Annotated in this window: 24 protein-coding genes and 2 pseudogenes; 8 read left to right on the forward strand and 18 right to left on the reverse strand. The window is 48.7% G+C overall.

What is annotated here, in order from left to right:
* The first annotated feature begins 13 nt into the window (after positions 1–13).
* Positions 14–1333 carry an amidohydrolase gene (locus ACLFKQ_RS24040; RefSeq protein ID WP_449002219.1) on the forward strand — a complete coding sequence of 440 codons (1320 nt, stop codon included), beginning with the start codon at positions 14–16 and terminating at the stop codon, positions 1331–1333.
* Between the two features lie 63 nt (positions 1334–1396).
* Positions 1397–2794: an amidohydrolase family protein gene (locus ACLFKQ_RS24045; protein ID WP_449002220.1), complete on the forward strand. Its 1398-nt coding sequence runs from the start codon at positions 1397–1399 to the stop codon at positions 2792–2794.
* Between the two features lie 87 nt (positions 2795–2881).
* On the opposite strand, the pseudogene ACLFKQ_RS24050 reads toward ACLFKQ_RS24045, so the two are convergent.
* The 3 genes and pseudogenes from ACLFKQ_RS24050 to ACLFKQ_RS24060 all read right to left on the reverse strand — a co-directional run.
* Positions 2882–3254, reverse strand: a pseudogene (locus ACLFKQ_RS24050) (IS6 family transposase); the annotation flags it as partial.
* 104 nt (positions 3255–3358) lie between these two features.
* Positions 3359–5110 (reverse strand): mechanosensitive ion channel family protein, encoded by a 1752-nt coding sequence (locus ACLFKQ_RS24055; protein ID WP_449002221.1) that lies wholly within the window; start codon positions 5108–5110, stop codon positions 3359–3361.
* A gap of 84 nt (positions 5111–5194) precedes the next feature.
* Entirely contained in the window at positions 5195–5368 is a 174-nt protein-coding gene (locus ACLFKQ_RS24060; protein WP_449002222.1) for a hypothetical protein, read from the reverse strand.
* 431 nt (positions 5369–5799) lie between these two features.
* Here ACLFKQ_RS24060 and ACLFKQ_RS24065 point away from each other — a divergent pair, with 431 nt between their 5' ends.
* Both ACLFKQ_RS24065 and ACLFKQ_RS24070 read left to right on the forward strand, forming a co-directional pair.
* The gene (locus tag ACLFKQ_RS24065; RefSeq protein ID WP_449002223.1) at positions 5800–5976 is read left to right on the forward strand and encodes a DUF1810 family protein; all 177 of its coding nucleotides are present in this window, start codon (positions 5800–5802) and stop codon (positions 5974–5976) included.
* Positions 5977–6017: 41 nt separating this feature from the next.
* Positions 6018–6772 (forward strand): IS5 family transposase gene (locus ACLFKQ_RS24070; protein ID WP_448998612.1). Its coding sequence is split into 2 segments (ribosomal slippage): positions 6018–6338 and positions 6341–6772, totalling 753 coding nucleotides; the frame shifts between segments, so codons are not numbered across the junction.
* Positions 6773–6902: 130 nt separating this feature from the next.
* Here the strand turns inward: ACLFKQ_RS24070 and ACLFKQ_RS24075 are convergent.
* The 9 genes from ACLFKQ_RS24075 to ACLFKQ_RS24115 form a co-directional block, all read right to left on the reverse strand.
* Complete coding sequence (locus ACLFKQ_RS24075) at positions 6903–7847, reverse strand: phosphotransferase enzyme family protein (RefSeq protein ID WP_449002224.1); 945 nt, start codon at positions 7845–7847, stop codon at positions 6903–6905.
* Between the two features lie 273 nt (positions 7848–8120).
* Positions 8121–8984 (reverse strand): RNA polymerase sigma-70 factor, encoded by an 864-nt coding sequence (locus ACLFKQ_RS24080; protein ID WP_449002225.1) that lies wholly within the window; start codon positions 8982–8984, stop codon positions 8121–8123.
* A gap of 6 nt (positions 8985–8990) precedes the next feature.
* Entirely contained in the window at positions 8991–9494 is a 504-nt protein-coding gene (locus ACLFKQ_RS24085) for a cupin domain-containing protein (RefSeq protein ID WP_449002226.1), read from the reverse strand.
* A 5-nt stretch (positions 9495–9499) separates the two neighbouring features.
* A complete protein-coding gene (locus tag ACLFKQ_RS24090) occupies positions 9500–10438 on the reverse strand; it encodes an NAD-dependent epimerase/dehydratase family protein (protein WP_449002227.1) in 939 nt (312 codons plus the stop codon).
* A 139-nt stretch (positions 10439–10577) separates the two neighbouring features.
* Positions 10578–10775, reverse strand: coding sequence for a tautomerase family protein (locus ACLFKQ_RS24095; RefSeq protein WP_449002228.1), 198 nt, complete (start codon positions 10773–10775; stop codon positions 10578–10580).
* A 458-nt stretch (positions 10776–11233) separates the two neighbouring features.
* Positions 11234–11602: a GFA family protein gene (locus tag ACLFKQ_RS24100; protein ID WP_449002229.1), complete on the reverse strand. Its 369-nt coding sequence runs from the start codon at positions 11600–11602 to the stop codon at positions 11234–11236.
* A gap of 84 nt (positions 11603–11686) precedes the next feature.
* The gene (locus tag ACLFKQ_RS24105; RefSeq protein ID WP_449002230.1) at positions 11687–12610 is read right to left on the reverse strand and encodes an NAD(P)/FAD-dependent oxidoreductase; all 924 of its coding nucleotides are present in this window, start codon (positions 12608–12610) and stop codon (positions 11687–11689) included.
* Between the two features lie 144 nt (positions 12611–12754).
* On the reverse strand, positions 12755–13675 hold the full coding sequence (locus ACLFKQ_RS24110) for a bifunctional helix-turn-helix transcriptional regulator/GNAT family N-acetyltransferase (RefSeq protein ID WP_449002231.1): 921 nt from the start codon (positions 13673–13675) through the stop codon (positions 12755–12757).
* Positions 13676–13763: 88 nt separating this feature from the next.
* Complete coding sequence (locus ACLFKQ_RS24115; protein WP_449002232.1) at positions 13764–13919, reverse strand: hypothetical protein; 156 nt, start codon at positions 13917–13919, stop codon at positions 13764–13766.
* 13 nt (positions 13920–13932) lie between these two features.
* Between ACLFKQ_RS24115 and ACLFKQ_RS24120 the strand changes: the two are divergent.
* From ACLFKQ_RS24120 to ACLFKQ_RS24130, 3 genes and pseudogenes are all read left to right on the forward strand, one after another.
* Positions 13933–14439 (forward strand): annotated as a pseudogene (locus tag ACLFKQ_RS24120) (IS1 family transposase); the annotation flags it as partial.
* A 487-nt stretch (positions 14440–14926) separates the two neighbouring features.
* Positions 14927–16294: an MATE family efflux transporter gene (locus ACLFKQ_RS24125; protein ID WP_449002233.1), complete on the forward strand. Its 1368-nt coding sequence runs from the start codon at positions 14927–14929 to the stop codon at positions 16292–16294.
* Between the two features lie 50 nt (positions 16295–16344).
* Positions 16345–17244, forward strand: a complete 900-nt coding sequence (locus tag ACLFKQ_RS24130) for a helix-turn-helix transcriptional regulator (protein WP_449002234.1) — start codon at positions 16345–16347, stop codon at positions 17242–17244.
* A 349-nt stretch (positions 17245–17593) separates the two neighbouring features.
* On the opposite strand, the gene ACLFKQ_RS24135 is transcribed toward ACLFKQ_RS24130, so the two are convergent.
* From ACLFKQ_RS24135 to ACLFKQ_RS24150, 4 genes are all read right to left on the reverse strand, one after another.
* Complete coding sequence (locus ACLFKQ_RS24135; protein ID WP_449002235.1) at positions 17594–18352, reverse strand: SDR family NAD(P)-dependent oxidoreductase; 759 nt, start codon at positions 18350–18352, stop codon at positions 17594–17596.
* Between the two features lie 32 nt (positions 18353–18384).
* Positions 18385–19122, reverse strand: coding sequence for a class I SAM-dependent methyltransferase (locus ACLFKQ_RS24140; protein ID WP_449002236.1), 738 nt, complete (start codon positions 19120–19122; stop codon positions 18385–18387).
* A 305-nt stretch (positions 19123–19427) separates the two neighbouring features.
* Positions 19428–20483, reverse strand: a complete 1056-nt coding sequence (locus tag ACLFKQ_RS24145; protein ID WP_449002237.1) for an SDR family oxidoreductase — start codon at positions 20481–20483, stop codon at positions 19428–19430.
* 11 nt (positions 20484–20494) lie between these two features.
* Positions 20495–20908, reverse strand: coding sequence for a hypothetical protein (locus tag ACLFKQ_RS24150; protein ID WP_449002238.1), 414 nt, complete (start codon positions 20906–20908; stop codon positions 20495–20497).
* 196 nt (positions 20909–21104) lie between these two features.
* Between ACLFKQ_RS24150 and ACLFKQ_RS24155 the strand changes: the two genes are divergently transcribed.
* Positions 21105–22580: an aminotransferase-like domain-containing protein gene (locus tag ACLFKQ_RS24155; protein ID WP_449002252.1), complete on the forward strand. Its 1476-nt coding sequence runs from the start codon at positions 21105–21107 to the stop codon at positions 22578–22580.
* Positions 22581–22793: 213 nt separating this feature from the next.
* Here ACLFKQ_RS24155 and ACLFKQ_RS24160 read toward each other — a convergent pair whose 3' ends face one another.
* Positions 22794–23519: an NADPH-dependent FMN reductase gene (locus ACLFKQ_RS24160; RefSeq protein WP_449002239.1), complete on the reverse strand. Its 726-nt coding sequence runs from the start codon at positions 23517–23519 to the stop codon at positions 22794–22796.
* Between the two features lie 95 nt (positions 23520–23614).
* A complete protein-coding gene (locus ACLFKQ_RS24165; protein ID WP_449002240.1) occupies positions 23615–23827 on the reverse strand; it encodes a hypothetical protein in 213 nt (70 codons plus the stop codon).
* Positions 23828–24048 lie beyond the last annotated feature (221 nt).

Raw genomic sequence — 24048 nt, forward strand, 5'->3', positions numbered from 1 at the left:
AGGAGATTCAATCATGTGTGTGCCCGTGAGCTTTGAAAATACTATTACTGGTACTCCAGCTAAAAGACCGGCTTGTTTCGAGCGTCTGTTGTCTGAGATCGATGGAGATGGCGATCGCCTGATCAATCTGTTTAAAGATATCCACCAGAACCCGGAGTTGGCGTTCATGGAAACCCGAACGGCTGGAATTGTGGCGGAGGAACTCAAGACATTGGGCTATGAAGTCAAAACTGGCGTTGGTCAGACTGGCGTCGTGGGGATTCTGCGTAATGGTGACGGCTCGACGGTGATGTATCGGGCCGATATGGATGCACTGCCCGTAGAAGAAACGACCGAATTATCCTATTCTAGCACCAAGCAGGTTGTGAACGAAGATGGGACGGAAGTGCCTGTGGCACATACCTGTGGTCATGATGCCCATACCGTTTGGTTGTTGGGGCTGGCGAAGGTAATGATGGCATTGCGAGCGGAGTGGAATGGAACCCTGATTTTGGTAGCACAACCAGCCGAAGAGAGAGTGAGAGGTGCCAAGGCCATGGTCGCGGATGGGCTTTACACTCGCCACGACGTGCCGGTTCCGGATTATCTGTTAGCAATGCATACGGCTCCTGCCCCAACTGGGGTAGTTGCCAGTAGAGCCGGAACGCAAATGGCTGGCAGTGACAACATCGATGTGTCGTTTAAGGGTGTAGGGGGGCATAGTTCTTCTCCTCATCTAGCGAAAGATCCGATTCTCATGAGCGCTCACGCGATCGTTCAGTATCAATCGATCGTGGCTCGGGCGATTGACCCCAAAGAAGCGGCCGTGATTACGGTGGGTGCTATTAATTCGGGGAATACCGCGAATGTAATCCCAGAAGAATCGTTGCTCAAAATCAATTTGCGCTGGTTTAATCCGGCAGTCCGAGAAACGCTGCTAAAAGGGATTCACTCGGTGAATGTGTCCTTGGCCAAGGCCTATGGTCTGCCAGAAGATAAACTACCGACCATAACGGAAGGAAGTAGCACTACTCCTTTGGTGAATGACGAAGCGGCGATCGAGCGCATCAATGCCCACATACTGAATCTGGTAGGTTCAGACAAACTGCTAACCACTTTTCCAGGCTCTACAGCGTCTGAGGATGCTCATTTGCTTAAGGGTGACTATGACACAATTCAGTTTGGTTATATCTATGTGGGTATAGCCGAACCCAATCTTTTTGCCAAAGCCAGGGCAGAAGGTAAAACCGTTCCCTTCACAAACCATAACCCTAATTTTCAGGTAGATCTCAATGCCATTCCGTTTGGCACTAAGGTGGCTGCAGTGATGACAATGGGGTTTTTGCAAAATTAGGCAACGTGTTAATAACTTTAAGCCACTTGTTGATACATTAGTTGTTAGTAAACAGGAGTGCATATGCGATTTCGTTACCAGATGGCCTTAGGAACTATGCTACTGCTGTTGCTCGGATTTATGGCACCAATAGGATTTGCTCAAAGTCAGTCATCCCCTAATATTGCGAGTCAGGAAATCACTAGCATCTTGTTTGAGAATGTGCGGATATTGGACGGCACTTCCGAGCAACTGTCTGCTCCTTCTAATGTGTTAGTGGTTGGAAACAAGATCCAGACAATTTCTACTGGGTCGATTTCTCTACCAGCAGGGACTAACGTAACTCGGATCAGCGGTAAAAGACGGGTACTGATGCCTGGACTGATTGATGCTCATGTTCACTTGGTTATGGAGACGTCTTCAGTCGAGAAGCTAATGGCAGTGGCAGCCAGTGGTTCGCCAGAGGAACTGTTTCAGAAAGTGGAAAAAAATGCTACTGCCATGCTCATGCGAGGGTTTACCAGTGCGCGGGATATGGCGGGACCGGTGTTTGAGTTAAAGCAAAACATTGACCGGGGTGATGTAGTAGGTCCGCGCATTTGGCCTTCGGGAGCGATGATTTCGCAAACTGGTGGTCATGGAGACTTTCGCGAACTTAAAGAGCTACCCAGGACGCCAACTTCTGAGCTGAGTCTGGCGGAACAATATGGAATAAGTGCGATCGCCGATGGGGTGCCTGAGGTCTTACGCAGAACCCGCGAGCAGCTCATGCGGGGAGCCAGTCAGGTTAAGCTAGCGGCAGGTGGTGGTGTAGCCTCACATTATGACCCGATAGATGTTAGCGAATACACGGAGGCAGAATTTCACGCCGCTGTTGAAGCTGCTGAAAACTGGAACACCTACGTTGCCGTCCATGCCTATACGCCCAAGGCTATTCAGACGGCAATTCGGGCTGGAGTGAAGTGCATCGAGCACGGTCAACTGATGGATGAAGAAACTGCCAGGATAATGGCTAAAAAAGGAATCTGGCTTAGTACGCAGCCGTTCCTTGACGATGAGGATGCAAATCCCTATCCTGAAGGCTCGCCCAATCGCGCCAGACAACTAAAAGTGTCTCAGGGTACCGACAGAGCCTATAACCTGGCTAAGAAATACAAACTTAAAACCGCTTGGGGTACTGACACGTTATACAGTCCCAGAAAAGCCGCTCGCCAAGGGGCGCAGTTATCGAAAATGGTACGCTGGTACACTCCTGCTAAAACGCTGAGGATGGCAACCATTACTAATGCTGAATTGCTAGCGTTGTCTGGTCCACGCAATCCTTATCCTGGAAAGTTGGGGATTGTTGAAGAAGGGGCGCTGGCTGACTTGCTGTTGGTGAACGGTAATCCACTGGATGATATTCAGTTAATTGAGGACCCAGAGAATAACTTCGTTACGATCGTGAAAGACGGTAAGATTTACAAAAATCTTCTCAGTTGATTGAAGATTCATATAGTCGGTCGACCCGTCTCGATCGGAGTAACTTTAGAAAAGTACCCCTTAATAAAATACTGGTTTATAAACTTTAAAACCCAGGGTTGGGTGGTATCGATGTTTAATTTTACTATGACTTTGCTCTATTGGATTAGCGGTACAGGGGAGAACTTCATGTTCCACATCTTCTCCTAGCTCTTCCTTGATGGCACAAGGATAGGATCTTAATCCATCAGTGGCTACGTAAGAAGAATTCCGTCACATCTCGGTAACTCAATTTGTATCTGACTCGACTCAGCAAAACTTGAAAGATAATATCTGTGGAGACTTTAATAAAGTTGAACTGACTATCACTGTGCTCATTATAGGTTAGACGACAGCTTTTGCATCGGAACCTCTCATAACCTAAATTGGTTGTCCTCCGAAGTAGAGAAAATTTAACTGAATTACAGTGTGGGCATTTCATACAGAACTTTACAGGATTGAAGTTGTCACAGCTTCAGCTTATCCAAAATCAGTTTTGGCTATTCACGTCTAACAGATTCGATAAAAGTAGTGATAACCAGAGTTTTATTTTGTTTCAACTATTAACCTAACAGTGCCCCCGATGGCGATGTCATGCTCGGGCAGGGCCCGGCGAATGCGGAGACGCCATTCGCGACCGACTGCCCATTGTTGCGCTGGTTCGGTCTGAATAGAGGTCTTGAGGATCATACCTTTGTTAGAAATTCTGTCGATACCCAGCACTGTCGGTTCGGTCAACATTGTGCTGTGCCATTCGGGGTCGTTGTAAAATGTTTGGGCCATTTCTTTAAGCACATCCAGGCATCTGTCAGGGTCAGCTTCATAAGCCACATTAATACTGAAAGATACCCGCGACCAGTTACGGGTTGAATTTTTTACCTGGGTGATGCTGCTGTTGGGGATGCTCACCAGCTCACCGTTGTCGCTGCGCAGTTGGGTAATCCGCAGGTTGAAGTTTTCGACCAAACCGGCGGCGCTACCAATATCGATCACATCGCCAACCGCATACTGATCTTCCGCCAAAATAAACAAGCCATTTACCAGGTCTTTCACCAAGTTTTGCGAGCCAAATGTAATTGTTAGACCCGCCACACTGGTGATGGCGATCAACGACACGGTAGAGACCTTTAGAAAGTGCAGAGCCAACAGGATCCCAATCAGCAACAGCACAATGGTAACCAAACCCTTTACAGCAACAGCAACTGTTAAAACCCGCAAATTACGACGCTTGATATCCCCAAACGCCATCAGATTTCCCAAATATAGCCCTTCTCGTTCGGTGGCGAAGTGGTCAATCAGATGACGGCTAATTCGAATGGCAAGACCTATAAAAAACCAAACAGAGAGCAGGCCGACAATGACTTTAAGCGGCTCACCAATGGGAGAATTAAGCAGTATATAGGGAGATACCCAAGCTACCCAAGCTACCCCGCCATACCAAGCTAAAATAACGAGCCAAAACAGCAGCCACTGGATAAAGTCTAGGATTGAGAGTCGGCGGTCTAGGGTAGAGGTCTGCTGTAGCTCCCGCAGAAGATTAGCTCGCTTTTGCTCAACCTGTCTGCGGATAGTCTCTGGACTGGCTTTGGTTTGGAATTCTTCAGCTGAAGAAGCGTGCTCTACTTCGGCGTTAATGACTTTTTTGCGCTGTCGAAGCTGTTTTTGGCGTCGCGAAATCGCAAATTTTAAGCCAAATACAACCACCGACAAAATTATTAGGGAAGAAACAATAGTGTTGACCCGCTGTCTGCTTTCGGGCAGATTTTCGAGCCCGCTGCGCAGATCCTCTTCCAAGGCGTCGCGCCATTTCATCGCTAGCTCATCTACCGGTACGCCAGCGTAGTTATCATCATATTCTGTAACCGTTGCTAGAATTAGAGGTTCAGGAAATTCGGCGTCTCTAACGTCGATAACCGGTAAATTGTGGAGCATAGATACCTCGAACACCAAGGACTCTGGGTCCATAGGGCGCTTGATTAAAAGCAAGAGCTTATCCTGGATTGCTGCGGCCCGCTGCTCTACAGGCATTTGCTCACCAATGCTATCGGGGCTACGATCGTAAACGGTGGGTGAGGCGATTGTGAATAATTTTCGACTGCTCAGGGGAGATTTGACCACGATCGCTTCAATATTGCCGTAGCGAGTGACTCCAGACGATGGGTCGGCGGTGTCTTCTAGGGTCAAATCTTCTAATAGTAAAAACTGGGCTGAGCCAGGTTGACCTGCTGCAAAGCTTATTCCTAGAGCTAGTAAAAATGCCAGGATAAAGCTTAAGAGTCGAGCTCTAAGAATAGACATAGACTTTGAATTGATTCTACCTTTCATTGTAAGCGAGGGAGAGCCGAGATACGTGTAAAATAGTGCAAGATAGCTATTAAAGCCTTAGTTAGTCTGGGTTTCAAGAATCTCCACTGGCAAGTTAATTGCTCCTTCAAATGGTTGAGGAATGTTGTTCAAATCCACCACGTAATCTCCGTACCGCTTCAGATTGCGGTTAATATAAGGACTCATAGTTGCCAACATCCGACGATTAATCTTAAATCCCTCTGCACTCAAAGAACAAAACTCTCCCCACGTTAGCCAGTGCCCCGCCTGAGATATTTGACATACACCAACTCTGGATCGGCTTCGTCGAGATGATGAATCACACCACTCAATGTGTAGCCCAACTTCGCTAAAAGGCCTAAATAGAAGGTTCGTGCCATATGGTGCAACTAGGTTAAAATTAGATTAAAATTTATGTTTTTCACCTCATTTTTGGCTCTGAAATATAATAAATACAAATAAAAAACATTGCCTAAAAGGACTCCTTCTAGGCAATGTTTTAAAAATTCAAGACGGAGTTACAATGCTTTGCTATAGGTATTTTGATATACCCCAACCTCCATTTTAGGCAAAGTTTTTTCAATATATGCGGTGTGCAAAAACATTTGTGTAACTTATGTTTTTGCGATCGCTAAAATCAACAAATCCAATTGCTGTATTGATTGTATAGCAAGGGTTTTAGCGACAGGCTGCACTATATCGCACAAACCTTCTATTTAGGTCATAGTACAACTTCAAAATATTACGCCATCAAGAGTCGAGAAGAAGCGATCGCCTATCTGAATCATCCCGTTCTCGGTGCGCGATTAGGTTCTGTTGACGTAAAGAGGCAAAGATGAGAAAGTACCTGAAGTTGCTGATTTTAGTCAAAAAATTCTTCATGAAATCTCGTGTTAAGTTGGACGATTCTGCTTGGCAGCAAATTTTCGTTGTTCTGAGCCACCAACAAGACATCCGTATCAAAGACCCCAAAGCTTGTCGTCGTTTTCTGAATGCGGTTCTCTGGATTACTCGCACAGGTGCTCAATGGCGTGAATTACCCAAACGTTTTGGCAACTGGAACAGCCTCTACAAACGATATCGGCGTTGGTGTCAGAAGGGAGTTTGGCATCGTCTCTTGCAAGAAATGTCCCACTCTGCTGACTTAGAAAGTTTAATTCCCGATAGCACCATGATTCGTGCTCATCCCTGTGCAGCAGGAGCAAAAGGGGGTCAGAAAAACACTCTTTAGGAGGTTCTTGTGGCGGATTTAGTACCAAGTTACATGCTGTGGTAGATGCGTTGGGCAATCCGCTGCGGTTGCTTCTGACTCCAGGGCAAACCGCCGATATCAGTCAAGGAGAGGCATTGGTGGCTGGTTATCGAGCTCAACAGGTAATTGCCGATAAAGGCTATGATTGTGATGCTTTTGTGGTCTTGATTGAGGAAACTGGTGCTCAAGGCGTGATTCCGCCTCGTTCTGGTCGCCTCAACCCTAGAGATTACGATTCACATCTGTACAAGGAGCGACATCTAGTTGAGTGCTTTTTTAACAAACTTAAATACTATCGTCGCGTTTTCAGCCGTTTTGACAAAACTGACGAATGTTATTTGGGATTTGCCGAATTTGCTTCGGCTTTAATTTGGTTGCGTTAATTGTGTCAACAGAACCTAGCCTACCTGCGAAATGTCTGTTACATCTATTGAAGACAACAGTTTCCTTTATACAGCGCTCGCTCTATATTTGATGCCTTACCAGTTCAGTTTTCTTACAATTTAGGCAATGTTACCAATTGGCTTTTGCGTGAACCCGCAATTTAAATTGTTCCAACGTATTTCTCTGCTCAATGTTAGGGTTTGAACCAAACAAATATAGCCTGTCTAAATAAATATAAATAGCTCTGAGTCTAAGAAAAAGGTTAATAAGTTCTTCATAGTTATCAGGTAAATTTTTAATTTCGCAGTATCCCGCTAAGATCTCTGATTTAATCTCTTCTCTGTTAGGTTTGTTGCGAATTGATGAAAGAGAAATAGCAAGATCTGAAACAAACCAATGGTAACAGCAATTGCCGAAGTCAAACGCAAAGATTTGGTTTGTAACTGGATTGTAACGAAAGTTTTGAGGAGCATAATCAGCGTGAATAATGCCAAATGTTTCTGACGACCTCTCAAGGTCGTGGCACATACTTAAAACTTCTCGATATTCATGTCTTGAAAAAAAATCGTCTTGAGGTAGTAACTGTTCTGCTTGTCTAAAAAGTATTTCATCACTCCAAATCCAGGGCTTTGAGGTTGTCCCAGGCGGATTATATGATTGAGAAGCTTTGTGAATATAAGCAAGACTTCTGCCCCATTCACGAAAAAATTGCTTATTCCAATACTGCGAACCATCTTCAACGCAAATACCGTCAACATATGAAAGAACGGAACAGATAAATAATCCTGATTGGGCAGCCCATTCAGTTAACAGTAAGCCTTTAGCATTGGAGATTCCGTAGGCTACATTTACAGAGTGTTCTTTTAAGTAGGAAAGAAATTTAAGTTCTGCTTGCACCTCTTTATAGCTACGAAAAGTTGCGTCTGTAAGTCGTAATATTTGCCAAAAGTTCTCCGAATCTTTAAATCGAAACACAGCACTTCCGGAATTGCTAATATGCTCAACTGTTTCCGGTATTCCGCCCCATTCATTTACGACTGCTTCGGCTTCAACAAGTGTCGCATATTTTATCATCGCTTATTAGCCTAAACATACGTTTTTGTTGCGCGATAATAATATCGATCGCTCCTAGCTAGCGCCACCTCCCATCATTTTTCTAAGTACTTTGAGACACCACCGAACTCAAATAGCTACCGTATTGAGTAACCCAATCTTCAAGGACTGCGGATCTCTCAAACTTTTACCATTCTGCTTCAATCGCAGGTTTGTATTGTTTTTGGTAACAATGGGTGGATTTGGCAAACTCGGAATACGAGTATCAATCGCCACCTCCAGCAGCTGACATTATTATAGTTCTATTGGCTTAAGTTTGTCTGGATTGACCAGTATAAAAGCCGATTCAATTTTGTCATTTGAAAAATCAAACGTCGTGACGCTGAAAAGACGATCGTTCACACAAGTCAGGATGCCAGGCTGACCATTAATCTCACGAATTTGATAAATCGTTTCAACAGGCTTCTTCTTCCGAATCGTTAGCAGGAATCGAGCAACCTTTGCTGCGCCATGAAGAGGTTTTAAAATGGACGGTGCTTTACCACCACCATCATCCCAAAGAGTAATGTCTTCCGATAAAAGAGTTATCAATCCTTGAAAGTCTCCTTTATTACAGGCTTGTAAAAACTGTTCGACGAGCTGCTTTTGTCGCTGCCTTGAAACTTCAAAGCGAGGTCGATGAGCGGCTAGATGCTGTTTGGCTCGTCGCACAATCTGCCGACAGTTGACTGGATTTTTATCGACAATCTGCCCGATGTCGCTGTACTCATAATCGAAAACCTCGCGCAGTAGAAACACAGCTCGTTCTATAGGGGAGAGTGTTTCTAATAAGACGAGAAAAGCAGTTGAGAGGGTGTCTGCCAATTCTACTGTCTTGACCGGATCGTTTTGGTGTTCAGTCAAGATTGGTTCTGGCAGCCAAGTACCCATATAGTGTTCTTTTTGGATGCGGGCAGAGCGCAGACGATCGATGCAGAGTCGCGTAATGATGCTAGAAAGATAGGCTTTAGCAGATTGAACAGTCTCTCCAGAAACCTGCTGCCATCGAATAAATGTTTCCTGCACCATATCCTCTGCATCAACCGCGCTGCTCAACATGCGATAGGCAATCGCAAACAGTAGCGGACGATAGTGGTTGAATGTGTCCAATCGATCCATCTGAGCTTAGGTCTCCCTGCCCGAAAGTTTCACTGCCCCCTCTATTTCCTGTCTCTGCACAGGGAGAGACAGATCCTGCTCCCTTTCACCAAAGACTAAAGCGATCGCCTTGGCAGGGTGAGTGTTACTGGCACTGCAGGTGGTGAGGTGAATCGCCCCAGGTGGTTCATAAAATACCTGACCCGCCGAGAGCCGTCGTTTGGGTTGGTCTTGCATTTGAAACCAGACCGCGCCCTCCAGCACATACCCAAGCACGAAGCCGGGATGTCGATGGGCAGGCGCAGGCGGTCCCCCGGCTGGAAACTCCAGGGCAACCACACGAACTGTCCAGTTAGCCAAACTAACGGGAGGGAGCTCCTGGTCGAATATCACGGACTCACTATAATACAAGGTTTTGGCAGCTTGAGCTGCTGGCATCAGGAGCTGTGAGACTAGCCCCGCGAGACTCGCCCTAAGCAAACCCCGGCGGTTCACTGCATCCTGAAACATCGAATTTAGTATTGAAACCATGCCGTTTACCTCAATTCACCTGCAGCGACAATATGCGTCTGGGTCAGCCACTCTAGCGGTCGCGGCTGCCATTCCCACGTCTGTTTTGCCTTGACATTGGCGGCTCCCCGCAGACGAGTAGCGTAGTACACCGTATCCTCATCTTGGGTTTCCACTTCCGAAACCTGGGGTGGCAGTGCTGCTGCCAGCCAGTTGGCATAGGCCGGAAGCCAGACTCGTAGCTCTGCAGGGGTGTCATCGACAATGTTGTAGTCCCCTGGAGCCCCATGAGCCACCGCCGCCACGGTTGCTGCCGCTGCATCTTCCACATGAACCCACGACCATACCCCTTCTCCATTACCGACAATGGGGAACTGCTGCTGCCGCACCTGTTGAGCCATGTCCCCATCGGGGGCGTACCAAGTGCCTGGTCCGTAAAAGAAACCGTAGCGCAAGGCAATGCTCTCTAACGTGGCTGACGAAAGTACCCGTTGTTCCAAGTTAGCATACATGCGCGTGCCCGCCGCTACTGCAGGAGAACTCTCAAAGGCAAACGGGGTTTCCTCATCCGCCAATCCTGCTCCGGGGGCATACCAAAACCCACAGGACTGAACAATGTATCGCCAGACTCCAGCCGCTTCAGCCGCGTTCTGCAGAATGCGTCCTCCCTCCAAGCGGGTGCGGGCATCTGTAGCGGCACTGGCTTGCATCGATTGGCGGGTGTAGGTCTGAGGCAGGGCGGTAAGCTGGTCGATGACAACCTCCGGCTGAATGCTCTGCAGGGCAAGAACGACGGCATCGATGTCAAAAATATCCATTACCACGGGCGTTGCTCCTTGTTCAACCAAACGCTGTCCTCGCGTCTCAGAGCGGGTCATGCCAAACACGTCGTAGCCCGCCTTCAGCAGTTGGATCATGAGGGGACGACCGATCGCGCCCGTCGCCCCAGCCACAAAAACTTTCATCTCCGTTCTCCTTAAATGTGTCTTCACTTAATAAGACGAGATCGGACAGTTGTTTGTGACACGGAATCTAAATAGTTTGGTCTATCTTGCACAGACCAAACGGATTTTGTGCAGCATCAAAAACTTGGCTCTTGATTGTTTACTGCTCGGTCTTCCGGTCTATATGAAGTCGCCCTGCTTTACCCCACATATCGTCTTCGTAGTCTTGAAAAAAGATGTTAACGGTCTCTGGAGGAAGTGCGTAAGCTTCTTCAAAAGCTTCGGTAATGCGCTGTATCAGAAGACGACGTTGGTCAACGGTGCGGCCAGGGGACTGTTGGATTGTGATAATCGGCATAGAAGTAATCTTCTTAAGTAAGTGGGTCAAATTAATTAGAAAATGGTTGAGATGGGATTGGGGACTGCGGTGCGACCCCGCGTCAGCGTAAGACGTAAGGGAACGCGCACCGTGGGACTGGGGATTGGGAAGCAGATAGCTAAGATGTGGTTTTAATCGTGTTTTATATTGATTTATGCCTACCTACTTATGAGAAAAAATCATTCTGAGGAAATGGGCATAACGCTAATTTGAGAGAGTTTCTGTCTCTATTTTAAAGTGAACATGATATGGATCTTGGTCGAGATCGCATTTCCCGACCTTTAAAGTCATAATTCTCTGCTTAAGTCAAAGACCAGGGTTCAACTTTCACGCTTCGACGGATAGGTAATAGTGCCATCTTCGAATACTGGCAGGCTTATTGCTTCAATGTACCAGGACACTCGACTATTCCACCACTGGTGAACTTGCGGGCGAACTCACTCTGGATCGTCCAACGTACCAACCATGACGGAAACGAGACGACTGCCGACTTTGGGAGACGGTGGGCGATCGTCCCGCCCAAACAAGTGAGTGCCACAGCTAGCGCAGAAGTATCGGGTGAAGTGCTCGGATGAGCGGAAAGAATTCGGTTTCCCAGACGTCAGAGAGAAGTGTTGCTCCCGAACATTGAACCAGACCGATGCTGGCGCTCCGGAAAATCGCCTACAGATCGAGCAATGACAGTATCCGGCATCAAACACTGCCTCAACAGCGTAGCTGATACAGTGACAAAAGCAGCCTCCGGTAAACTTAGCGGTTTCGGACATAGACGAATCAACTTGAATCTTTACGATTTTCACCAGCATAACGCATTAAAACCTTAGTGAACGTGCATTGGCGCAAAAGACAAGTTGCCGATTCCCGCTCCTATTCAGAGCTTTTGTTACTCCCTAAGCGTCGAAATCCTCGGTGCAAAGCTCGTAGTTAAGAAAAATAGCAGCGATTGCTCCGCTTGCTGCCGCAGTAATGATCTGCTGAAAGTTGGGTCCCGCATCTCCTGCAACATACACGCCCGGCACGCTTGTCTGACCATTTTCGTTGGCTTTCACTCGCCCTTGTGCGGAAAGCTGACAACCTAATCGCTGGGCAAGATCGGAGCGGGGCTCTTGAGGCGGGTGCAAAAACAGGGCACTACGCGGGACTGCTTTGCCATTCTCCAACACGACGGCCTCCAGACCCTTAGCAGAACCGACAAGCCGAACCACCGTCTCTTCGCGTACTACGATCTCCTTCTGGGCAAGACGTGAGCGCTGTTCACGGGTAAGAGCAGCGGGACCGTCGGTAAACAGGATCGAGTCTCGGCTCCAGCCCAAAAGTAACTTGGCCAGCTCAGCACCGGCTTCACCCCGCCCATAGATCGCTAATGGCTGACCAGCCACTTCCCAGCCGTGGCAATAGGGGCACTGAAACACGCCCCGACTCCAAAACTCCCGAAACCCTTCCTTATCAGGCAGAAGGTCTCGGACCCCAGTCGCAAGAAGAACCTTTCGAGTGACGACTGTTTCACCGCTTTCGAAGGTAAGTCTGAAGCCACCAGCCGCGCGACTGGCATCTGTGACACGCTTCTCGCGAAAAAGCACTTCGTAGGGCTGGAGCTGCTCGCGACCGATACGGAGCAGTTCTGCGGGTGGAGTTCCGTCTCTTGTGAAAACGCTGTGAGCCGCATCTGACAAAGCGTTGCGAGTGGAACCGTTATGCGCAAGGAGAACGCGGCGGCAGGAGCGACCTAGGACAAGAGAAGCGTTAAGCCCTGCAGCACCCCCTCCAATGACAACAGCATCAAAGCGGTTGGAAGTAGAAGAGATAATGCTCATTTACTTAATCTGAATTTTGGTGGAAATTGTCACGTCAAGGACTGAGCCTTCATTCAAAAAGACGAGATAGGCAGGCGATCTGTGACAGAAGCAGAATTTCCATCCTCACAGTAGTCGCATTTCAGGCAAGATCGGGACTTTAGCCTACAATTCCATATCCCAAGTTTCGGCAATCCAATCATGTCCAAAACGCTGCTGTGCTTCCTCATGCACCAGACGGAAGCCAGCTTTTTGGTAAATATGGCGGGCAGCATCCAGAAAATGGCAGGTCCATAAAGTAATTTTCCGATACCCGTGGTGCCGAGCAAACGTAATACATTCATCCACTAAACGAGTGCCTAACCCGAGACCGCGCGCACTCGGCTCAACTAGCAACAAGCGTATCTTTGCGACTTGCTTAGAGGTTTTGACAAGACATACCGAGCCAACATTTTCACCATCCTTTTCAGCAATCCAGCAACGTTCCCATTGAGTATCATAATTCTGAATCAATTCAGCCACAATTTCGGCTACTAACGCCTCAAATTGCTCATTCCAGCCATATTCTCGAGCGTAGAGCTGCCCATGTCGCTGAATAATCCAGCCCCAATCTCCCGGTTGCGGGGAACGGAGGATATAGGTCACAGGACGCTCCAAGGATCGATCCAGAATTGCTTCGATTTCTTTGATTGCCTCCACTAAACGGTGCTGTCCCTTCTCAGGCAAGGCCGCCAGCATTCTCTCAACCTTCTGATTAGAAGCGTCATTGAGGATACTAAAGTTTTGTTGCCCTTTGGGCGTTAACTGCAAGAGGCTTTGTCGAGCATCCTGCTCAGCAGGATACTTTTCTACGAGCCCCTGATTTTGAAACCCTCGTAAAATTCGGCTTACATACCCTGTATCTAGACTGAGTTGCTCACAAATCTGGGTTGCCGTTGTCGTTTGCCCGTGTGCGAGCTCGTAAATCATGCGTGCTTCGGTGAGGGAAAAGGGGCTGTGCAGAATCTTCTTGTTCAACAACCCTAGCTTTTGGATGTAAAAACGATTGAACCTACGGACAGCTTTGACTCGTTCCAGAAGTTCCATACGATTCACCATGGCTTTCGACTGCAATTATATTTGCTTAAGTCAAATAAATAGTTGCTTTTGTCAAATAAAATAACAAAAATCCCCTCTACGGTGTTGCGTCAGTATATTCGCCATCAAAAAGAGGAAGACAGGCGGAGCGACTAGCTAGAGCTGTTTCAGGATTAGGGTTAGCTTCTTGATGAAGAATCTCTGCTATGGCTTGAATAGATTGGTTGAGTTTCTCTTGTTTTGCTGGTGTCATTTTGAAGATTTTTAAAGGGCCGCGATTGAGTCAAGTCAATCATAAGTTGCTAGAAACCCTTCACTCCAAGCAGATAGAGGTGGAGCTGCTTCGAATGGATGAAATTGACGAAAAAGGCCTCGAAGAAGCGGAGCTTGATGAGATGTGGAGCTTTGTGGGCAACAAGAAAAATCAGCGCTGGCTTTGGCATGCCCTCGATAGAGGCAGCAGACAGATTCTAGCATACGCGTTCGGGCGACGGAAAGATGCGGTATTTTTAGAACTAAAAGCATTGCTAGAGCCATTTGGCATCCAGAAATACTGTAGTGATGGCTGGGGTGCCTACGAAAGACACATCCTAGAAGAAAAGCATGAGATTGGGAAGCGGAAAACACAACAAATCGAAAGGAAGCATCTAGGATTTAGTACTCGCCTCAAGCGATTAGCACGTAAGACAATTTGCTTTTCTCGAAGTGAAGAAATGCACGATATTGTACTCGGCCTATTCATCAACCATTACGAGTTCGGAGTAGCAGTTTAGAAAGCGATCGACAGATCTGATACATAACCGTTTTAAGCTTGATGTCTTTCGTCCTGGCACTTTGGGGCTAATGGATCGGCGGTTTGTTTTCAGCTCTTGATTGGGGCGTGACTGCACAAACCGCCTTGGCATTTTTCTTTCCTAACTTGGTTTTAAGCCTTCTTTTGCTTGAGATTGAAAGGCTTCGACCGATAGCTATCCAGCAAGGAATTGATATTCAAGTTTCAAGCTGCAAGATCTGAGCAAGGGCTATCGACAGCTTTGCAGGAACAGCACTGGCATAGCAGTGGCCGCTGGGTTATTAATTGAGTCCAATAACAGAAGATCGTCATAGTTTTAGGAAGAATCTACCAGCCTTTTGTTCTGAACTGCTTTAAGTTGAAATTACAGCATGGCTTTGCAGTCGTTTTTTGATGCTGTGAGTTGATAGGGGCGCTTGCCCTTAATTTCAAACCTGAGCTTTTCATGCGCGATTACTTAAACCCCTATGACAAATCTTTCCGTTTCTTCAACCCAAACTGAAATCAAGACACTCCTGAGGCTCGCTATCCCTCTCATCAGTGCTCAAATTGTCCAAGCCGCTACTGGGTTTGTCGACACCGTGATGATGGGACACCTGGGGCGAGAAGCGCTGGCTGCCGGTGGGCTGGCATCTTTTACCTTTCAGGTGTTTCTCAATACCTTAGCTGGTGTGGTAATGGGGGTGAGCCCGCTCGTGGCTGCTGGCTACGGCGCAGGGCAAAAAACGCGAATTGAGCAGGTGACACAGCAGGGATTGCTGCTTACGGTAGGGCTGGCTGTCTTGACCATGGTGGGCATGAGCCACATGGACACTGTGATGCTGGGGCTAGGTCAGGATCCAAGAACCGTCGCCCTGGCAACGAGCTATCTCAACGTGGTGCTGTGGGGGCTGTTTCCGGCGGTGGGCTTCGCCATGTTTCGTGGCGTGGTCTCCGGCCTGTCGCAGGCCCGACCAATCATGACCATTGTGGTAATGGGGACGCTGTTTAACATTACAGGCAACTACGTCTTTGGGTTTGGCAAGTTTGGCGCGCCCCGTCTGGAGCTGGCGGGGCTGGCCCTGGCCAGCGCGATGGCCTGGTGGGGCATGTTTTTTGCGCTGATGGTCTATCTGCTCCGGCACCCAAAGCTCAAGGTCTACAGGCTGTTTCAGCGGTGGTATCGGCTCAGGTTTCCCCTAATGCTGGAGCTCGTTGTGATTGGCACGCCCATCGGCGTTTCTATTTTGTTTGAGTATGGTCTGATGTTGGTGGTGATCTACCTCATTGGCCTATTGGGGACCGACGCACTGGCCGCCCACCAGGTTGCCCTGCAGACCGCAATGATAGTGTTTATGATTCCGATGGGGATGTCGTTTGCAGCGACTGCGCTGGTGGGCCAGTGGTTTGGGCGGCAAGACCTTCAGGGCATGAGACGGGCTGGGGTTGTCAGCATTGCCACAATAATCGCAGTGACAACCTTGGTGGCGATCGCCTTGCTGCTGTTTCGGCAGCCCCTGATTGGGCTTTATGTTGACCTCAGCGACCCTGAGAACGCCGAGTTGATCGAACTGGTGGGCCCTTTAATTGTCATTGTTGCCCTGGGCAACGTCTTTGACGGGATTCAGAAGACGGCGCTTGGGGCGCTGTATGGGCTGCAAGATACCCGCGTGCCGGTGTTGCTAAACATTCTGGCCTATCTCGGGGTAGGGCTAATCAGCGGCTATGCCCTGGGTTTCTGGGTCGGACTGGGGGCTCAAGGTTTGTGGACAGGCTACTACTTGGGGGCAACGACGGCAGCCACCGCCTATAGCTGGCGCTTGATCGGCAAGCTGAGGAAATTTGATTCGTGCTAACCTATACGGGAGCGCTGAACTGTCGTGATATCGTAATAGGACTCTTGCAGGTGCCATCAGAAATCGACTACACCAAGGACGACCACATTTTGCAGGTGTACCCCCGCTTGCCGCTGCTGTCGAGCAGGGGTGAGGCCTGGCAGGGCCTCCATTTAGGGTACTATCGGCAACCTGCGCACGAAACGCCGGAGCACGCTTCCAAGCAGTACATTATCGGCATCGATTTAGGGCGACCTTCTGGAGCGATCGCCTGGCAGGGCAATGAACAGCAGCAAGAGATTTCAGGCTGCGGCGAGAGCTGCATTTACCCCGCGAACTACACCTTTAAAGAGCGATGGCTGAAGGATACTGAGTTTATTAATCTCTACTTGGAGCCGACGTTTTTAACCTGCGTCGCTTCTGAATTTGTCGATCTCGATTGCGTTGAGATTGTCTCCCGTCGTAAGGTTTACGACCCGTTTCTGCGGCAAATTGGGCTGTTGCTCAAGTCGGAGCTAGAGCGAGACATTGGTAGGGCATCGCCGATCGACAGTCAGCTCTACGTGGAGTCGATGGCGACGACGCTGGTGATGCACCTGCTCAAGCACTACTCAACCGCGAAGCAGTCGGTGCAAAAAGCTCAAGCGGGGCTGTCGCCGTCTAGCTTAAGGCGGGTGATGACCTACATCCACGAGCATTTGGCAGGCGACTTGAGCCTGACGGAGGTTGCTAGCGTTGTGCCACTGAGCGCCCATTATTTTGCCACCCTGTTTAAGCAGAGTACGGGCGAAACGCTGCTGCAATACATCACGCGATGCCGCATCGAGCGGGCGAAGGAACTGCTGGCTAAAAGGACGCTGGCGATCGCTGATATCTGTCAGCAGGTGGGCTTTCAGGATCAGAGTTATTTTACAAAAGTCTTTCGTCGGTATAGCAATATGACTCCGAAGGCCTATAGAAGTAAGCTTTGAATTTATTTCCTAGGACTGTCGGGTCTTTACCCCAAATGGTGTCGAGTGCCACGGTAATTGGGATCTTCCCAACTTTTGATGATCGGTCAGAAGGTTACGTGAAGGGGGATAAAGAGGTTCAGGGGTAGGGGAGGGGAGAGAGTATAGAGAGAGCGAGGGGACATGTACAACTTTAGAGAAAAAGCCAAAGTCCCCGCATGATGATAAGAGCGACGCTCACGCAGGGGGGGCGCGCCAAGGTCTCACGCTGCTGAGACGCTGCTGAGATCGCCCCGAAGAAGAATCAGAATTTCATCGCTAAACCTCCTTTTCGAGTTATTTATGGAAGCTGGTCAATTTGAGCCGTAGTTTAGTGGGCAAAGTAATGCATGCCGCCATCCACAGGCAGCACGGCCCCTGTGATGTAGCGCGCCAGAGGGGAGGCTAAAAAAGCCACCAAAAAGGCCACATCCTGGGGGTCACCGAAGTATCCAGCAGGGATGTTTTGAGCAATAAAGTCCTGTCGAGCGGCTGCCGTGGGATGCAGCTTGGTTAGCGTTTGCTCACTCTTAATACGCCCGGGGGGAATGCAATTGATAGTGATCCCATCAGCCGCCACATCACAGGAGAGTCCCTTAGCCCAGAGATGCAATGCGGCTTTAGCAGGGGTCGCTGCGTTTAACGTCCGGGGCTCCATCGAGCCGCTGATATTGACTATTCTGCCCCAGCGGCGAGTGCGCATTGCCGGCAGCACTGCCTCCGTCAACCATCTCGCCGCTGTAAAATTTAGCGCAAAGGCATCTTCCCAGAGTTTGTCGGTATTGTCCCCAGCCACAGGCCGGGAACCGCCCGCGCTATTGACCAGAATGTCGATCGATCCGAGCCCCTCGAGCGCCTCATCCACAATGCGGTCAACAGTGTATCTTTTTGTAATGTTGCCGATCACAATAATTGGGGACTGTCCTGCATCCCGAGCGATTTCCCCTGCAAGTCGTTTCAAGCGATCGACACGACGCCCCACCATGGCTACTTTGACGCCTTCTTGGACCAGGACTTTGGCAATTCCTGCACCAATGCCTGAACTTGCACCAGTCAGCAGGCAGGTGCGTCCGTTTAGATTTAGCTTCATATTTTGTTTCCTTGTAAAAAGACTTCTGCCCATCAGGCGCGCTGCAAGATGTAGAAGACGTAACCGTAGCTGTCTTCTGAAATATGGAAAAGCTCGATCTCCCGGAGCACGGTCAGGGCCAACTCCCTGACAGAGGTATCGGAGTGCTGGACTAACGCCTGGGCACGGGGGGCTAGAACGTCATAGTAGCCTTCCGTCCATGCATTCCTGGCTATCGTATGGGTCGAAAGCACGCTGTAGCCAGCCGCTTCAGCCATTGCCATGTTTTGTTGAACAGACTGCATGGCAGGGTATTCAGCGCGAAAGAATTCTCTCACCCGCTCGGGAACCTGGTCACGCAGCCAGGAAAGTTCACTCACCACCGCAAAGCCATTGGGTCTGATAGCACTCGCCCAGGTAGTTAATGCATTCAAAACTCCAATGTTATACGCAGCCCCTTCTGACCAAAGTAAATCGATGTCTTGAAAGACAGTTGAGATATCCTGCATATCCAGGCAATGGGTTTCGAGCAGGTGTCCTATGCCTGCTGCCTTAGACCGTAGCATCAGCTCAGCTAGAAACGGCTGATGGGTATCTACGGCGTGGACTAATATGCCGAGTTCCCTGGCCAACACCATGGACTGACGACCGACGCCACAACCCGCATCCACAATCAGCGCAAACGTCTCCTGAGACAGCAACTGCAATACATGCCGCGTCTCAGCGTCATCTCCCGGGCCAAGTTTTTCCATCCCTCCAAACAGGAGGTCTATAGGGTCGTAAGTGTTCATCAGTCGTTTTCGTTGTCACTAATTTTTTTGAGTGATTCAATATCGCGGCGTTGCTGGATCGGGGAATGAATCTGCATTCAACTTCGCCGTGGAGAACTTTGCTTTAGGTGGATTCAAGCTCCCCATTTTTGGGGTTGGGGGATATTTGCGGGCACTTTTCCTCTAATTTGTTACTAATTATGAATTTTGCCATTAGTATCATATGAATTTTGCCATTAGTATCATAAGTATCATACGGGGGACTAAGGAGAGAATCATACCGACAACTAGCAACACCAATGCCGCCTCACTGAGGGTGCAGCATTCTAAGGAAGAATGCGCTTGGCTTTCAGCCGCTCGAGAGCCTTCAACAGGGTCTGGCGTGCGTCTGCAGTTTCGGTGAAACCAAACCGGCGCAGCTTGTTGACATCCGAAATAATGTCGGTTTCCGTATTGAACAGCATGTCGCCAAATTCCCAGCCGAGGAGACTGTCAAGATTAGGCTCCACTAAGCCATGGCGCTCTGCTAATCGCCGCCAGACATCCCCCTTGTCAGCCATGTGTTCTGTCAGCTTCAGGGGCATCGGGGGAGCGGTTTCTAAGCCCAGGTGATTAGCGACATCCAGCCAGAGGCGTTCCCACCGGAATACATCGCCATTGGTCACGTTAAACGCCTCACCGCCCGCTTCTGGCGTGGTGGCGGCCCACAGGCTGGCCCGCCCCAGCAAATCGGCATCGGTGAACTGCATCAGCACTTTATAGGCCGCGTTCGTACCAGGATAGCGCAGGGGCACCCCTAACTCACGGGACAGCTCGGCAAACACGCCCACTGTCAAGGCAATATTCATGGGGTTGCCATAAACATTGCCATCAACTACCAGGTCAGGACGCAGGACTACATAATCCCACGGTGCGCTGGGGGCACGCTGGGCTAGAATCGCTTCCTGAGCCTGATACAGATTGGGGGGCATATGACTGGCGTCGTCTTCCCGCGCCGGAGTCGGCACCACCGCACCGGGCAAGTGGATGCCGTAAATCTTGAAGCCTTGGTAGATGACCACTCGTTCGAGGGGGGCGTTTGACTTTTCTAAACTGCTAATGAGGTTATCGAGCATCTGGGCGTTTTGCCTGGCTTCGATGCTCAGGTTAGGGTGAGGAGCCAGGGCGGCGTAGAACAGATGGGTGGTATTGGCAGCCCCTGCCGCGATCGCCTGCACGGTGGCTTCGCGATCGCACAGATCTACCCGAACGTTATCTATTCCAGCGACCTCACGACGAGCGAGTCCTTTGACGGGGATGCTCTGATGGTTCAGCACCCGCGCAGTGCCGCGACCAATAATGCCGCTGACCCCTGCAATGAGGACATTCATTAAAGGTTTCATAGGTCTAAGTCTCAATTACAACTTTGCCAAAATGCTGGTCGGATTCCAGGTGGTGATACCCATCCTAGATAGCTTTGAGAGAAAATATTTTGTTGATGACGGGGCGAAGAGCATTGACAGAGATCGCCTTGACCATGGTGCTCTTCCAGCCATATCCAAACTGATTCCTCAGAAATAAAAATATGGTTGATGTTGTCGATTGGGTCATAGACCCGATCGTCAGGATTTCCTTGTCGATCTTGACGCTTAGAAATGTAAAGTTCTTGATAGATGCCGAACCTCCTTAACACGCCTTTCCCCAAACGAGCCAAGTTGAATTTCAGCCAAGTCAATGCTTTTCTAACGCCCTCAACTTTCTGCTTTTTGAACTGAGCAGAAAGGGTAATATTCTGCTCTGATAATATATAGCAATTGCTCTGCTCCATCGAATTTCTCCTCCGAAGTGAAACATGATGTTTTACGGGGTCGATAGTACGATCTTTGCGCAAAAACCTTGACCAGAACAGATGTAATTATGCTAAATTGCTACCGTAGCAATTCAAGTTTTTGAAACTGTTATGGTCGAAATTAGCTGAAACTGGATCGCTGCTCGGCAAATATCAAATCTGGAGTTTCGAGATGATGCGACTGTCTCCCCTTGAGCCTAGCAAAGATAAAGTCCTGTACCAACAAGTGGCGGATCGGTTCCAGGCACTGATTGCCAACGGCACGCTGAAGCCAGGCGATCGCCTGCCATCCATTCGCAAACTAAAACAACAGTTATCCGTCAGCGCCTCCACAGTGATGGAAGCCTATCGACTGCTAGAGGATCGCGGTCTAATTGCAGCCCGGCCTCAGTCTGGGTATTACGTCAAGCCGACGGCACTGCAACACCATTTAGAGCCATCGCTGACAGAGCCTTATGCCAGGGTCTGCGAAATCGATACGTCTCTAACCTTTAAGCTTTTCAGCGATATTTTGGTCCCAGATGTAATACAACTAGGGGCGGCGACTCCGTCAACAAACCACTTGCCCATCACCCAGCTCAACCGCTTGATGGCAAAAGTGATGCGGGAACATCCCGATGAAGCCCACTCCTACAATGTCCCAGCGGGGTGTGAAGCCTTGCGGACTGAGGTATCCAAACGGATGTTAGATGCCGGATTTTCCATTCATCCCGATCGCATTTTAATCACTAACGGGGCCCATGAAGCTATTTACCTAGCACTGCAGACGGTAACTCAACCGGGAGATACCGTAGCGATCGCTTCCCCCACTTACTTCGGTCTGTTAGAAACCCTAAAAGCCCTGAAGCTTAAAATCTGTGCCCTACCGACTCAGCCCCGTGAAGGCATCAGCTTGCCCCATCTAGAAACGGCTTTGGCGGCGGGCCATGTGCAGGCGTGTCTACTGATCTCTAACTTCAGCCATCCTCTCGGCACCTGTATGGAGGACACCGCCAAAAAGCGCCTGGTAGAGTTGATTACTCAATACCAGGTGCCGTTGATTGAAGATGACGTCTACGGAGAACTGTACTTTGAGGGTACTCGTCCCAAAGCCTTAAAAGCCTTCGATTTGGATAACCGAGTGATTTACTGCGCCTCTGTCAGTAAGACCCTATCGCCAGGTCTGCGGGTTGGGTGGTGTTCTGGGGGCTGTTATCACCTGAAGGTAGTGTACAGAAAATCCATTACGAATCGAACGAGTGCAATTGCCCCTCAGCTAGCCGTTGCATCTCTGCTGGCGAATGGCGGCTACGATCGCCATTTACGTCACCTGCGCCGCACCTATCAGGCTCAAATGAGTCGAATGCTACAGGCCATCTGCGACTATTTCCCGACCGAGACCTGTGTCACTCGACCCGATGGAGGCCATGTGCTGTGGCTAGAAATGCCAGAGGGCTTTGATGCCATTGAACTGTACACCTGTGCTTTGCAGCAGGGAATTAGCATTGCTCCAGGACCCATGTTTTCGGGATCCGGACAGTGCTACCGCAGCTGTTTTGCCCTCAACACGACCATTCCGTGGTCAGAAACGATCTCTCGGAGCATGCAGACCTTGGGACATTTAGCCAAAAAGCAAATGGCCGCCAATCTTCTGCAAAATAGTCCCATTTAGGAGAGGGAAAAATGGGAGCATTCATTTAGGGCTAAATCTAGCGAAAATACTATTGGTCGACGCAATCGAAAAGTAACTAAGCGCAATACAAAAGAGGAATAGAAGGGGTTTGGGTAGCAACCGATACTGCTGACGAACTTAACAATACCGAAGGACGATTGCCCCCCTCCCACTCTTCATAGTGATAATGAGGTCATGAGGTACAAATAAAGGTTACTTCTGTTGAGTAGCAGGAATAGCTTCAACTTTACCCGTTTGAGTACGAGTTACTTGCAGAAACATATCCGTCGTCTCCGAGCCCATCTTGGCAGCTATTTCAGGACAGGGTTTATTGGCATGATAGTTTGGGGCAGCTGTTTCAACTTCTTGCCCTTCAACATTGACATTCAAGCGTCCGTAGCGCAGGACAGCAGACATCCAAACCAACTCTTTCATAAATCGTTCAAAACGTCGAATAAAAGCTTCTTTTTCTATCTCGATAATTTTACCCGACTCATCAAATAATTTGTTGACACTGCTAAAGTTGAGGTCATAAAAAGTGGTTACTAACCCCAACTCACGCATTACAGGTAGTAAACTTTGAATTACTCGCGTCCCTCCAAACGGACTGGCAGAAACTCCACAAATTCCTACTGCCTTATGGATGTATTCCTCTAAATTGGTGTCGAGAACGTGCTTGAGCCAACCAGGAAAGCTGTGATTATATTCTGGAACGACGAGAATCAATCCGTCTGCCCGTTCGCAAGTAGCAGCAAACTCAGGATCTTTAATCTCTTGTCCCGCATCATCGATGGGAAAACGAAGTTGGCGAATGTCAATAAGTTTTGTTTCCACTCCACTCCACTGACTCACCTGCTCTTCTACAAACCAGGCGACAGGTTCACTCATCCGACCTTGGCGAGTTGTGCCGAGAATAACCGGTATAAATAAGTTAGTCATAAATTTTTTTGGTTGACGACAATAGATAATACGAAGGCGATCGCTACTTTTTAACCCCTAACAACTCCAAAATTTTCCTCACTGGTTGTTTATCATTATTCATCTTTTCTAACTTTTGCACTAACCGCTTGAGAATATAACGTGACTTTTTCATCATCTATCTCTTGAATATTATTTTTTATATCTTTCCCATTATTCTGAACCTCCTGCCACTCAAAAGGTTTAGGAAGCATCGCGCTATAACCATGATGATTTATTACTGAAAAAGCATTATCTAGTTCTTGTTCTGTGAGTTTAAATCCTGACACTGACAAATAACTATCAAATAAGACAGAAAGATGATAACTCCAAATACTTTAAACGTCTCCAGTATAAAGGTTTCACGAAATATCCATGTTGCCCTACCCATAAACCAATAAATCCAACAAGATTTCATGGTGATTTAACGGTACTTAAACAAAAATCAAGCCCAAATAAAGCCCAAACTAGCTTTATAAGCTACGAATACGTCGCGATTTTGGTTCAACCA

This window comes from Myxosarcina sp. GI1(2024) (genome assembly GCF_053543375.1).

Coding starts and splice junctions, on each gene's coding strand:
- ACLFKQ_RS24040 (WP_449002219.1), top strand. CDS start 14: ATGTGTGTGCCCGTGAGCTTTGAAAATACTATTACTGGTACTCCAGCT.
- ACLFKQ_RS24045 (WP_449002220.1), top strand. CDS start 1,397: ATGCGATTTCGTTACCAGATGGCCTTAGGAACTATGCTACTGCTGTTG.
- ACLFKQ_RS24055 (WP_449002221.1), bottom strand. CDS start 5,110: ATGTCTATTCTTAGAGCTCGACTCTTAAGCTTTATCCTGGCATTTTTA.
- ACLFKQ_RS24075 (WP_449002224.1), bottom strand. CDS start 7,847: ATGATAAAATATGCGACACTTGTTGAAGCCGAAGCAGTCGTAAATGAA.
- ACLFKQ_RS24080 (WP_449002225.1), bottom strand. CDS start 8,984: ATGGATCGATTGGACACATTCAACCACTATCGTCCGCTACTGTTTGCG.
- ACLFKQ_RS24085 (WP_449002226.1), bottom strand. CDS start 9,494: ATGGTTTCAATACTAAATTCGATGTTTCAGGATGCAGTGAACCGCCGG.
- ACLFKQ_RS24090 (WP_449002227.1), bottom strand. CDS start 10,438: ATGAAAGTTTTTGTGGCTGGGGCGACGGGCGCGATCGGTCGTCCCCTC.
- ACLFKQ_RS24095 (WP_449002228.1), bottom strand. CDS start 10,775: ATGCCGATTATCACAATCCAACAGTCCCCTGGCCGCACCGTTGACCAA.
- ACLFKQ_RS24100 (WP_449002229.1), bottom strand. CDS start 11,602: ATGCTGGTGAAAATCGTAAAGATTCAAGTTGATTCGTCTATGTCCGAA.
- ACLFKQ_RS24105 (WP_449002230.1), bottom strand. CDS start 12,610: ATGAGCATTATCTCTTCTACTTCCAACCGCTTTGATGCTGTTGTCATT.
- ACLFKQ_RS24110 (WP_449002231.1), bottom strand. CDS start 13,675: ATGGAACTTCTGGAACGAGTCAAAGCTGTCCGTAGGTTCAATCGTTTT.
- ACLFKQ_RS24115 (WP_449002232.1), bottom strand. CDS start 13,919: ATGACACCAGCAAAACAAGAGAAACTCAACCAATCTATTCAAGCCATA.
- ACLFKQ_RS24125 (WP_449002233.1), top strand. CDS start 14,927: ATGACAAATCTTTCCGTTTCTTCAACCCAAACTGAAATCAAGACACTC.
- ACLFKQ_RS24135 (WP_449002235.1), bottom strand. CDS start 18,352: ATGAAGCTAAATCTAAACGGACGCACCTGCCTGCTGACTGGTGCAAGT.
- ACLFKQ_RS24140 (WP_449002236.1), bottom strand. CDS start 19,122: ATGAACACTTACGACCCTATAGACCTCCTGTTTGGAGGGATGGAAAAA.
- ACLFKQ_RS24145 (WP_449002237.1), bottom strand. CDS start 20,483: ATGAAACCTTTAATGAATGTCCTCATTGCAGGGGTCAGCGGCATTATT.
- ACLFKQ_RS24150 (WP_449002238.1), bottom strand. CDS start 20,908: ATGGAGCAGAGCAATTGCTATATATTATCAGAGCAGAATATTACCCTT.
- ACLFKQ_RS24155 (WP_449002252.1), top strand. CDS start 21,105: ATGCGACTGTCTCCCCTTGAGCCTAGCAAAGATAAAGTCCTGTACCAA.
- ACLFKQ_RS24160 (WP_449002239.1), bottom strand. CDS start 23,519: ATGACTAACTTATTTATACCGGTTATTCTCGGCACAACTCGCCAAGGT.